This is a genomic window from Sphingobacterium sp. B16(2022), assembly GCF_012030425.1.
GTDB lineage: Bacteria > Bacteroidota > Bacteroidia > Sphingobacteriales > Sphingobacteriaceae > Sphingobacterium > Sphingobacterium anhuiense.
In genome coordinates this window covers 143,540-156,005 of the sequence record NZ_JAAUVN010000002.1, presented here as the reverse complement: position 1 = coordinate 156,005, position 12,466 = coordinate 143,540, and the positions used below count along the sequence as shown (strand labels likewise).

12 protein-coding genes are annotated in these 12,466 nt (G+C 37.2%); 4 read left to right on the top strand and 8 right to left on the bottom strand.

Translation table 11 applies throughout. From position 1 onward, the window contains the following. Window positions 1–63 precede the first annotated feature (63 nt). From HCX49_RS11140 to HCX49_RS11125, 4 genes are all read left to right on the top strand, one after another. Entirely contained in the window at window positions 64–1,698 is a 1,635-nt protein-coding gene (locus HCX49_RS11140) for a CTP synthase (RefSeq protein WP_132770917.1), read from the top strand. Between the two features lie 15 nt (window positions 1,699–1,713). Then, window positions 1,714–3,525 carry a membrane protein insertase YidC gene (gene yidC / locus HCX49_RS11135; protein WP_021189531.1) on the top strand — a complete coding sequence of 604 codons (1,812 nt, stop codon included), beginning with the start codon at window positions 1,714–1,716 and terminating at the stop codon, window positions 3,523–3,525. 131 nt (window positions 3,526–3,656) lie between these two features. Continuing rightward, window positions 3,657–4,445: an META domain-containing protein gene (locus HCX49_RS11130; protein WP_132770918.1), complete on the top strand. Its 789-nt coding sequence runs from the start codon at window positions 3,657–3,659 to the stop codon at window positions 4,443–4,445. Between the two features lie 202 nt (window positions 4,446–4,647). After that, the gene (locus HCX49_RS11125) at window positions 4,648–5,535 is read left to right on the top strand and encodes a helix-turn-helix domain-containing protein (protein ID WP_132770919.1); all 888 of its coding nucleotides are present in this window, start codon (window positions 4,648–4,650) and stop codon (window positions 5,533–5,535) included. On the opposite strand, the gene HCX49_RS11120 is transcribed toward HCX49_RS11125, so the two are convergent. From HCX49_RS11120 to ureC, 8 genes are all read right to left on the bottom strand, one after another. After that, window positions 5,532–6,335: a DUF2490 domain-containing protein gene (locus HCX49_RS11120; protein ID WP_132770920.1), complete on the bottom strand. Its 804-nt coding sequence runs from the start codon at window positions 6,333–6,335 to the stop codon at window positions 5,532–5,534. The genes HCX49_RS11125 and HCX49_RS11120 overlap by 4 nt on opposite strands. 106 nt (window positions 6,336–6,441) lie before the next feature. Continuing rightward, a complete protein-coding gene (locus HCX49_RS11115; protein WP_132770921.1) occupies window positions 6,442–7,338 on the bottom strand; it encodes an urea transporter in 897 nt (298 codons plus the stop codon). 50 nt (window positions 7,339–7,388) lie between these two features. Then, window positions 7,389–8,180, bottom strand: a complete 792-nt coding sequence (locus HCX49_RS11110) for an urease accessory protein UreD (protein WP_132770922.1) — start codon at window positions 8,178–8,180, stop codon at window positions 7,389–7,391. Window position 8,181: 1 nt separating this feature from the next. Continuing rightward, window positions 8,182–8,820 carry an urease accessory protein UreG gene (gene ureG, locus HCX49_RS11105; protein WP_132770923.1) on the bottom strand — a complete coding sequence of 213 codons (639 nt, stop codon included), beginning with the start codon at window positions 8,818–8,820 and terminating at the stop codon, window positions 8,182–8,184. Between the two features lie 14 nt (window positions 8,821–8,834). After that, window positions 8,835–9,524 carry an urease accessory protein UreF gene (locus tag HCX49_RS11100; RefSeq protein ID WP_168127129.1) on the bottom strand — a complete coding sequence of 230 codons (690 nt, stop codon included), beginning with the start codon at window positions 9,522–9,524 and terminating at the stop codon, window positions 8,835–8,837. 5 nt (window positions 9,525–9,529) lie between these two features. Next, complete coding sequence (locus tag HCX49_RS11095; protein ID WP_132770925.1) at window positions 9,530–10,027, bottom strand: urease accessory protein UreE; 498 nt, start codon at window positions 10,025–10,027, stop codon at window positions 9,530–9,532. Window positions 10,028–10,029: 2 nt separating this feature from the next. Beyond that, the gene (locus HCX49_RS11090; protein ID WP_021192447.1) at window positions 10,030–10,620 is read right to left on the bottom strand and encodes a hypothetical protein; all 591 of its coding nucleotides are present in this window, start codon (window positions 10,618–10,620) and stop codon (window positions 10,030–10,032) included. A gap of 61 nt (window positions 10,621–10,681) precedes the next feature. After that, window positions 10,682–12,403: an urease subunit alpha gene (ureC, locus tag HCX49_RS11085; RefSeq protein ID WP_021192448.1), complete on the bottom strand. Its 1,722-nt coding sequence runs from the start codon at window positions 12,401–12,403 to the stop codon at window positions 10,682–10,684. Between the last annotated feature and the right edge of the window lie 63 nt (window positions 12,404–12,466).

Here is a 12,466-nt window from a genome sequence, read left to right as displayed (position 1 = left end):
TCCCGTACATAAAGCAGATATTTAGGCCATTTTAGGCCTTATATTTTGAAATCCATTATTGATATGACTAAATATATTTTTGTTACGGGCGGCGTTACTTCGTCGTTAGGGAAGGGTATTATTGCATCCTCTCTTGCTAAACTTCTCCAAGCACGTGGCTACAAGGTTACGATTCAAAAATTTGACCCTTACATTAACATTGATCCAGGAACATTAAATCCATATGAGCATGGTGAGTGTTACGTAACGGAAGATGGTGCTGAAACAGACCTTGATTTAGGCTATTACGAACGTTTCTTAAACGTACCTACTTCACAAGCTAATAACGTGACGACAGGTCGTATTTATCAATCTGTTATTCAAAAAGAACGCGCAGGTGAATATTTAGGAAAAACAGTTCAAGTTGTTCCTCATATCACAGATGAGATCAAAAACCGTATGCGTTTATTAGGTGAAACAGGAAAATATGATATTGTCATCACAGAATTAGGTGGTACAGTAGGTGATATCGAATCTTTACCTTTCATCGAAGCAGTTCGTCAGTTAAGATGGGAATTAGGCACTCATGATTCTGTAGTTATTCACTTAACATTAGTACCTTACTTAGCAGCAGCTGGTGAATTAAAAACAAAACCAACACAACATTCTGTTAAAACATTATTAGAATACGGTATCCAACCTGATATTTTAGTTTGTCGTACAGAACATAAATTGACGCAAGAAATTCGCAAAAAATTAGCATTATTTTGTAATGTCAATATTAATGCTGTTGTAGAATCGATTGATGCTCCTACTATTTATGACGTTCCTTTAAATATGCTGAAAGAACAATTAGACAAGACTGTCCTTGCTAAATTGAAACTTTCGAATAAGAATGAACCAGATTTAGATAGCTGGAAAGCATTTTTAGGAAAATTAAAAAATCCTACTAATGAAGTAAATATCGGATTAGTCGGTAAATATGTTGAATTACCAGATGCATATAAATCTATAGTCGAAAGTTTTATCCACGCCGGAGCGGCCAATGAATGTAAAGTAAAATTACAATATATTGCCGCGGAAAGTGTAAATGATCAAAATGTCCAAGACAAGTTGAGCGAAATGGATGGCGTACTTGTTGCTCCTGGTTTTGGTGAACGTGGATTAGACGGTAAGTTAGCCGCTATTAAATATATACGTGAAAACAATATTCCTTTCTTTGGAATTTGTTTAGGCATGCAATGTTCAGTAATTGAATTTGGCCGTAATGTATTGGGATTAAAAGATGCAAATAGTACGGAAATGAATCCAGATACACCACATCCAGTGATCAACTTAATGGAAGATCAAAAAAACATCACTAACATGGGCGGTACAATGCGATTAGGTGCGTACGATTGTGATATCAAAAAAGGTACAAAAGCATTCAATATATACGGAAAAACAAGAATCTCCGAACGTCACCGTCACCGTTATGAGTTCAATAATGCTTATTTAGAGCAATATGAAGCAGCTGGAATGATTACTTCAGGAATCAACCCAACTTCAGGATTAGTAGAAATTGTTGAGTTGAAAAACCATCCTTTTTTCGTAGCAGGACAATTTCATCCAGAATTAAAGTCAACTGTTGCAAATCCTCACCCACTTTTTGTTAGCTTTGTAGCCGCTGCTTTGTCGAATAAGAAAAATAAGATACAAAAGCAGGAAACAATTAAGTAAGTTTAATTTAAAAAAATGGATAGAAATACCCTTATTGGTTTACTTCTGATGTTCGGAATTATAGCCGGTTCATTTTACTTAATGAAACCGTCCGACGTAGAAATAAAAAAAGAACAAGTTCTACAAGATTCGTTAGCACGTGTTAAAAAAGGTCTAGCACCTTTAACAGACTCGACAAAAGCGAATACACAACTAGGAGCAACACAAGAGGCCAAGCCTCTTGACTCTGCAGCATTAAAACTTCCTTTTGGAGCTGCGAAATTTGGCACAGAAAAAATCATTACAGTAGAAAATGATAAAATCATTGCTAAAATAAGCTCTAAAGGCGGTCGTGTAAAATCTGTACAATTAAAAGGTGAAACAAATTTTAATGGTAAACCATTAGTATTGTTTGAAGGTGACCACAATAGATTTGGATTGAAATTTAATGTCGCCGGTGAAAACATCAATACCAACGATTTGTTCTTTACTTCTGAAGATGCTGATGTAAAGATAACAGGCGAAGATTCAAAATCGATTAAATTACAATTAGCTTATGGAGCTGATCAGTATATTGAATACGTATATACCATCAAAGGTAATGGTTTCAATTTAGGTCTTGATATCAACACAAAAGGTATTCAAAACAAGATCGATCAAAAAACGATTGCTTTAGATTGGGAAACGATTTTACTACAGAAAGAACAAAATATTGATTCTGAACGTCAAAAATCTACCATCTATTATAAAGAAGCAGGTAATGTAGACCATTTGTCAGAAGCAAAAGATGAAGAAAAAGAGTTAAAAGAAAAAGTAGAATGGATTGCATTCAAGCAACACTATTTCTCAAACATTCTTTCAAGCAAAACAGGATTTACAACAGCAGATGTAAATGTAAAAACAACAATCGAATCCGATGTTGTTAAACTTTATGCGGCTACAGCACGTCTTGATTATGCAACTCAAAAAGACAACAGTTATTCGTTAAACTTCTTTTTTGGCCCTAATCAATACAAAACGCTTAAAGCAGAAGGTCATGATTTTCATAAAATCATTAATATGGGATGGGGACCAATGCGTTGGATTAACCAATTTATTACAGTACCTGTATTTGATTTCTTAGACAATTTCCATTTGAGTTATGGTATAGTTATCCTTGTTCTAACATTATTGTTAAAACTGGTATTATCACCATTAACATACAAATCTTACCTATCAATGGCTAAAATGCGTGTATTGAAACCGCAATTAGATGAAATAAAAGCTAAAGTAGGTGAAGACAATGCAGTATTGTTGCAGCAAGAACAAATGAAATTGTATAAAACAGCTGGAGTAAACCCATTGGGAGGTTGTCTTCCATTGGTATTACAAATGCCATTTACAATTGCTTTCTTCTACTTCTTCCCGAATTTATTCGAGCTGAGAGGTGAAAGTTTCTTGTTTATGAAAGATATGTCAACATACGATACCTTATTCTCATTCGCACCGATTTTCGGCGTGAATCACGTATCATTGATGTGCGTATTGATGACTTTAACAACATTATTGACCACTTGGTACAACAATGCGACTTCGGGTGCGACAGGACAAATGAAATACATTGGTTACATTATGCCTTTAATTTTCTTTTTCGTCTTGAATAGTTTCCCTGCAGGATTAAACTATTATTACTTCTTAAGTGCAATCCTAACATTCTTAACACAGTTGATCATCCGTTCAATGGTTAATGATGATAAGATTTTAGCGAAATTAGAAGACAATAAAAAGAATCCAAAGGTGCAAAAGAAATCGTCATTCCAATCAAGAATGGAAGAAGCGATGCGTCAAGCACAACAAAATAAAAAATAACAGCAATTCTATAGTGCTGATTAAAAGAGGAAACCCGAATAGGTTTCCTCTTTTTTTGTATAAAATGTAGCATTCACTCAAACCAAACGTTCTAATTATTGTTAAACAATCATATCAAAAAAAGATAAAAGATGAAATTTAATCAGATTTTAATCATGGCAACGCTGATCGTTGGATTAAGCAGTTGTTCAGTTTTCAAAAAAAATACGAACAAAGAGCATTCGACTACAGAAACTATGCAGCTAAAAGGAAACAAGTGGCAACTGATCGAAGTAGATGGAAAAACAGTACCAGCACAGGTAAACGGACGTGTCCCCTTCTTACAGTTTGAAGACGATAGATATGCTGCAAATGCAGGTTGTAATACTTTAGGTGGAGCAGTAAATATCACGGGAAAAAACAAAATTAAATTTGAACAAGGTATTTCCACAATGATGGCTTGTCCTGAGTTCGAGATAGAACAGGCGTTATCAAAAAACATTATAGCAGTAGATACCTACACAATAGAAGGAGAAGTATTGAGTTTAAAAAAAGGTGGAAAAACATTAGCTAAATTTACGCTTATCAAAGCAGAAAAAGGTGAGCAAGCACTAGCAGGTACATGGGAATTAGATTATGTATCTGGACCACGTATTGCATTTGAAGGTCTATATCCAAATAAAAAGCCTACGATCACCTTTGATTTGACAGCAAAAAAAGTATCTGGAAACAGTAGTTGCAATAATTACAATGGAACTTTCAAAACCGAAAACAACCACATTAGTTTTGGTCCACTAGCATCTACTAAAATGGCCTGCGAAGGTTCAGGAGAAAGTGTATACTTCAGCACGCTGGAGAAAATCACTTCCTTCGATGTCAACGGAAATACATTGACTCTGATTATGGGCGATATTGCGATGATGCGATTCCAAAAAAAATAAAAACAATAAAAGATTAAAACTAAACATAAAAAAGCTCCGGATTGGAGCTTTTTTCATGAGATAATATGAAGAAAAATTCCAGTTAAAAACAAATTTTATCGATAGGATTACACTGTAAATTAGGTCGCTAAATCGTATATTTGTACATACACAATCTCTTTCATCAACATCATATGAAAAGGTTTTTTAGAGAAATAGCACTATGAAATCGTCGATTAAGATTATCAACAATTACGAATACAAAAAGCTTTTTTTGCCTGATGTAACAGATCATAATCTATTCAATGAAAGCAAAATACAGGTATACCGCATCGAAAATTACCTACGAAGTATTCTCATGCCTGTCATTCCTTACCGTACTACCTTCAATTTCCTAATCTTTGTTACTAAAGGAACTTTAACACAACATCTGGAATCAGGGGCATACACCTTAGCTGAAAATCAAGTGATTAATGTCAAACAGGGAAATATTACTGCTACTTTAGCGATTTCAGATGATGCCGAAGGTTTTTTTGTCGTTTATGAAAACGAAATCGTTACAGATATTGAATTAGGCATCAATGATATCCGGTTTTTCAATTCACATCCCTTTACCCCCTTGTCAGAGCACGTCTCTGTATGGATTCAAAAAATGCTTGAACTCTTGGAAGAAGAGCTGTTTACCGAAGGAAAAGTTATGGAGATCTGTGTATCAATGCTACAATGTATACTGTTAAAAATAATTAAAACAGATTACGAAGTAAAAGCACCGATGAGTAGACAATTGGATATTGCATTTCGATTTCGAGAATTCGTACAAAAATTTCACACAGATCACAAGAATGTTTTATTCTATGCCAACTTATTACATATATCCGAAAACTACCTCAACAAATGTGTGAAGGAAGCAACCAATAAGCCTCCTAAACAGTGGATCAACGAAATCAGTATACTACATAGTCAAATCTTATTACAGGATGCGACAAGAGATATTGCAGGCATTGCATTCGAAATGAAATATAAATCCCCATCCTACTTTACACGTTTATTCAAGAAAGTCACCGGTTATTCACCCAGTGATTATCGCAAACACAAATTTCTTTCCGATTAATGCTTCTTTTTATAAGGCAGATTCCAAATCAGATCAACAGCAAGATAGTGAACACCAAAGTCCGCTTGACTATAGCCTTTAATTAAATCATTCATATATCCAACATCAAGGTGCAAGGGTGTATGCGCAATATCCGTCATGTAATATAAAGCGAAACGCGCTTCCTTATAAGCAAATTTTGACCACTCATCTTTCGGCTCATACATTTTGCTTACTGCAAACAGACCCTCAGCACTAAATGCAAGTTCCTGTTTATTTCTATCCGAGAGTTTCAGATTCATCTGTGTTTTAAGCCTAGTCCGCAATTGAAAATTCTCCTCAGCTTTATTAAAATCTGCTGTAAAAAATTTACGAAATTCCTGTCTGACTGTATTTTTCCATTTCCAGCGCTCACCGAATCTGAAACTATAAGCATAGCGCCCATACAAGCGAAACTCCTGCTCTACTCCTTCACCATGATAAGGAGCATCTGCATCATATACATTTTGACGACGATAGCTCAAAGCATAACTATATTGCTGGTTCTTAGCAAACTTATGATATACCTCGTGATTGAGGACAAAAATAGCTTGTTTATGAAAAGGATTTGAATCATCAAGTGTACTTTTGGTTCCTAGGCCGAGGTAAGTTAAAGCTTCTTTCGTACCAGTACTATCCAGTTGTCTTTTAAGACCAATGGCAGACCAAGAAGCCGTTTTTGCTTTTCCCAATCCAGGAGGACTAATCTGAGCATGAAGTAATAAAAATGGACTGATAACAAGAAAGAGTAAGGATAATATTTTATAAAGAGTATTTTTCATCGATTATATAGTTTTTTATGACCACTGGTCTGTTATATACCAGTACAAACTAATCAATGGCCACTCAACCATTGATCAGTTTGTATAGCAGCTAAGTTTTATTGTTTTAGGACAATCGGCTTTTAAAAGTTTCTTCAAACCGCCCCACGATCCATTTATCCAGACGTTTAACAGGTTCCATTGCCCACATAGCCACTACAAACGGAAAAGTCAATGTCGTCCACCCATAGTGCACAAGCACATGATCACAATAAGTCGCAATCACGACAGCAATAAGGACATATAATCCATCCCGCACACGAGTACCGCTTAAAGCAATGCCACAGAGTACAGCATTAAAGCTAAACGTTCCGTTGCTGATCATAGTTTCCGATTCATGACCATAATGAGATAGGTAAATGCTGATAATCACAGCGGCGAAAGCATAAAGTGCAGCCATCGGATTGCTCATAAATACCCCAAGGAAAAAGACCAATCCCGCAATCAGGCTTCCTTGAAAGATCACTTGCCCGAAAGCATGTCCCTCGATCAAGAAATCATCCATTTCTTGGATATCAACAAAATGTTGTGATACAGTAGGCATTGCAAGCTGTGGAATACTCAGGATATACAGTGAAATCCAGGTAACAGCTATGAAAGGAAAAGTAAAAGCAGGTAAATTTCTTTTGAGCGCAAAACCCATCATAAGAGTGGTTAACATGGAACCAAGAATCAATGTCATCCAGATCCAGATATTCGCTTCAAAGTAAAAAACAAGCGCTACACCAAACAAAGAAGCATTAAAACCAAATAATCCATTATCAATATGATCTTTATCATATTTCAGTATTTTAGCTGTTGCAACCCCTACAACATTAGCCAATATACCCGCAAAGCCCATTAAGGTCGAGTCATATAAAATAGCACCAATAAATAATATGCCTGTCCAAGCATTACCTTGCAACATGATCTGTCCGAAACCTCTAAAAAAAGCTTTTATATAAGCTAAAACTTGATCCCTCATTTTGAGATAAATTGATAAGATAAGACTAAAATATAGTCTCATTAAAATGATTAAATAAGGAGTTCAGCATCCCACAGTTCCTGCTGGATCTCCTGAAAAATAGTAAACAACTGCTCGGCACCATAACCCAATATTCGGATCATAAACCCATCATACTGAAGCGCACTGATTCCAAATTCGATATCCGTGACATGTTCATACTGTTGATGGAATTTTTCAATCCAGCCCCCAACAGCTTTCCCAGCAGAATTGAGATAAATAAACGTTCCCTGATGGGTAAAACCTTCCAATATCCCGATATCCTGTATCGGCAATTTATCAGGTTGCAACAGTACATTATCTTTCAATATCAGTCGGCCATCCACATAACATTGAGTCAGATTCTGAAAATGATTATACTCAAAAATCTCTCCCGACAGTTTCCGTCCACAAGTCACAATATCACTCAAGATGAGGTGACAGTTTTTTTGCATGTGGATAATATTATGGCTGAGAAAATGAGAAGAATTTTGAGGAACAATAGGGTGCGGAACAAAAGAAAACACCGCACCTTCGCCGAGCGTAACTTCCGTTTTTTGTACCGATTTACCTTTCATATGAAAAAGACGCTGATACGCTTGAGTCTGCAATTGCAATTTAGCACCAGGATCTATCGTAATTTGGATACGATGATCATCACCATCCAATAACCCCGGTGATGAGCTCATAATCATCAAGTATGCCCCTTTATCCCTCCTGTATTGTCCTACTGGAACGATACGAAAAGGCTGTGTGACATAAGCATCCTTGAGATAAGACTTGCCTTCACGATGGGCAACGTTGATATTTAAAGAACAGATCATATTAACGCAATAAATTAGGTTCAGCTACATCATGCAGTAATGCATATTTTTTGATCCATCCAATGATTTCATCCAATCCCGTTCCTGTCTTCAAATTCGAAAATAAAAACGGTGCCCCTTTTCGCATTTTCCGAGCATCATACTCCATCACCTCCAGACTAGCACCAACATAAGGAGCCAAATCCATCTTATTGATCAACAATAAATCTGATCGGGTAATCGCCGGTCCACCTTTACGGGGCATCTTTTCGCCCTCACCCACATCGATCACAAAAATGGTGATATCCGCAAGATCAGGACTATAAGTTGAAGTCAAATTATCACCGCCACTCTCAATCAAGATCAATTCAAGATCTGGAAAGCGTTCAGCAAGTTCTTCCACAGCCTCTAGATTCATGCTCGCATCCTCACGGATAGCCGTATGCGGGCAACCACCTGTTTCTACTCCAATAATACGATCAGGAGACAACGTACTGTTTTTAGCCATGTATTCAGCATCCTCCTTCGTATAAATATCATTGGTAATAACCGCTAGATTCAATTCATGTTTCAAACGTTTACATAAACATTCCAACAGTGCAGTTTTTCCAGATCCAACCGGACCACCCACACCTATCTTAACATATTTTCTATTTTCCATTTGTTCGTATTTAATTAAGAAATGTAAACCCGTGTGTACAACCGCTCATGTTGCATACACCGGATATCAAATCCAACATTACATAAACCGATCAGATCACGATCCACCTCCAAAGTCTCATCACATAAAGTCATCAGGTCATCATGCAGATAAAACAAGATATCCTGCCCAGCCAACTGTCCGAGAGGAACTAATTTTACAGCATTAGTCACCATAGTGATAGCAACATTGTAATAGTAACCATGCAAAGCTTCCCGAATCGGGATGTCTAATAAAGCAGCCAACATACCATACACCAAACAATAATGACTATCCACTTTCTTCTGTTTAATCAACTCACCCCAACAAATCAATATCGGTTGCTCCTGATATCGCGAAAAAATCTTATACAAGCGTACACCCAATTTCTTACTCGCTTCACGGATTTCCTTCGGACTCTTCAATGCCGTACACTCCTCATCCAAAGAGCGCAACAAATCCAAATCATCATTTCGAGTAGCATCATAAGCAAGACGCATCAAAGCTGCATCATTAAACTTCAAGTTGTACCACAAATTGTGTCTCACATACGACTCTGCAGTAGCTTTATTATGTACGATCTCCTTCTGCACATAGGTCTCTAATCCATTCGAATGGGTAAACCCACCGATTGGTAACGTCGGATCTGACAAATGAAGAAGCTTGCCTAGAAATTTATTTTCCATATATTTTATGCTTTAATAAATAAAGGGATACCCTTTGTCGAAAATTTGAGCTCACGATGATAATTTGCATCGACATTAGCATTCAACTGACTTAATAACTGACGAGAAGCAAGCGTGTAGGGAATCCCCTGCTTATTCAGCCAACTTTGCATCGTTCGCTCAAAAGGGATAAGCAATTCATTCCCCTCAATAAATAGAGGCAAATGCTTATTTCCTATTTCACAACTAATAAAAGCAATCTCCAAAAAATTCAACGATTCTATACAGATTACATCACAACTACGAATAGCAATCACAACAATTTTGTCAGCATCCTCATATAGAATATCCCCATTATGCAATTGAGAAGTATTCCCCAATAATTTAAAGGCGATATCCATGCCCTCCTCCGTACGCAAACGTTGAATACGTTTCGTAGATTCGTACCACTCAATAATGAGCAGATCACAACGCTTACTGACCACCTCATTTTTGATATTCCTTGTGATTTCTGTAATAATCATTATTATCCCTTAATAAATAAATTTTTTGATATCCCTAGACCAACCGTAGAACCATTGATTCCAGTGATAATTTCATGATCATTTGCGATAGAAGCATCTTTACTGTGTTTTTTCTTATAAGAAAGCTCTGCAACTTTTGCTTTAAGTGCCCAACCTTTACCTAAGCTAATACCAACCAGAGGATAGGCTCTCAGTAAGTAACCGTTATAGCTACCATCAGCCATCACATTAGCGGCATTGACAACATGCTCATTTCCCCATATATAATGAGCCTCAACCTGACCAATTAAATTAAAATGTTTACCTAAAGGCCAAGTATTGCTGTAAAATGGTCCGACCTCATGAAAATGATCAGTAAAATCCAATGCCTTATTTTTCGAAGTATTGAAACCATAGTTCAGCCCCACATTCATATTATCATTAAAAAAATAACCGACCCCCAGTGGTGCCGCACTTAGCTGATGACCTGCTTCAGTTTCATGGTAATTAAATGAACCATAAAGCATAACACCACCTTTTTGTGCGTAGGCAGATTGTATCGAAAAGCATGCTATTGCTAAACAGCTTGCCAAAAATAGTTTCAAATTTTTCATTATTATTTATTCACAATTTATGGTGTGACCTAGTGTCACACCATAAAAATTAGCGATCATATTAAAACAAGAAATACAATTGTCCCAAAGCAACCTTATCAATCGGTTCACATTTGATCACCTCACCATCGACACTCACTTCATAGTTTTCTGGATTAACGATGATTTCTGGAGTAGCATCATTGTGAATCATATCTTTTTTGGAGATATTACGGCAGTTTTCCACAGGTAGTAATGTTTTACTCAATCCGTACTCCTCTTTGATTCCCTTTTCAATCGAAATTTTAGAAACAAAGTTGAAACAAGTCTCTGTCAATGCTTTACCATAACCACCATACATCGTACGCAAGATGATCGGTTGAGGTGTAGGAATAGATGCATTGGCATCTCCCATTTTCGAAGCGATAATCATTCCGCCCTTAATAATCATTTCAGGCTTAGCACCAAACAAAGCAGGACGCCAGATCACCATATCCGCTATTTTACCCTGTTCTATAGAACCCACGTATTTAGAGATACCGTGTGCTATCGCAGGATTGATCGTATATTTAGCAACATAACGTCTAGCTCTAAAGTTATCATTTCCAGTACCTTCATCTTCAGGAAGCGCACCAGTCTGTTTCTTCATCTTATCAGCAGTTTGCCATGTTCTGGTAATAACCTCACCTACGCGGCCCATTGCTTGAGAATCCGAACTCATGATACTGAAAACACCTCGATCTTGTAGAATATCTTCCGCAGCAATCGTTTCAGGACGAATACGGGAATCCGCAAAAGCAACATCTTCAGGAATATCTTTACTTAAATGGTGACAGACCATCAACATATCCAGATGTTCATCAATCGTATTTTTAGTAAACGGACGAGTCGGGTTTGTAGACGCAGGCAATACGTTCGGGTACATCGCCGATTTAATGATATCTGGGGCATGACCACCACCAGCACCTTCAGTATGGAAGGTATGAATGACGCGACCATTGATCGCTGCCATAGTATCTTCTAAAAATCCAGCTTCATTCAACGTATCCGTATGAATTGCGACTTGTACATCATATTGATCAGCCACAGAAAGTGCACGGTCGATAGTCGCAGGAGTAGCGCCCCAATCCTCATGAATTTTCACCCCCAGTACACCAGCCTCGATCTGCTCCACGATCGGTTGTTCTGTCCCCACATTACCTTTACCGAAAAAACCAAAATTCATAGGTAAAGCTTCAACAGCCTGCATCATTTTACGGATATTCCATTTCCCTGGTGTTACCGTTGTCGCATTCGTACCATCAGCAGGACCAGTACCACCACCGATCATAGTCGTAATACCACTGTATAAAGCAGTTTCCGTCTGTGTAGGACTGATGTAGTGAATATGCGTATCAATACCTCCTGGAGTAACAATAAATCCAGCACCACCATGAACTTCGGTCGAAGCACCAATAATCATATTTGGTGTGATATTATCCATCGTATCCGGATTACCCGCGCGACCTACACCAACAATTTTTCCGTCTTTGATCCCGATATCACCTTTTACAATACCCCAGTGATCAATGATAATCGCATCTGTGATCACTAAATCCAATGTACCTTCATCACGCGTATGCACCGAAGATTGACACATACCATCACGAATAGTTTTACCGCCTCCAAACTTTGCCTCATCACCATAGTAAGCATAATCTTTTTCAACTTCTATGATGATTTCTGTATCTCCTAAGCGAACTTTATCTCCCCCTGTAGGTCCAAATATCGCCGCGTAATTTAATCTACTAACCTTTAAGCTCATGATTTTTTATTTTTAAAGCCATTTGCATCTGCTTTTTTCAAAGCGTTCATTTTTCCTACCTCT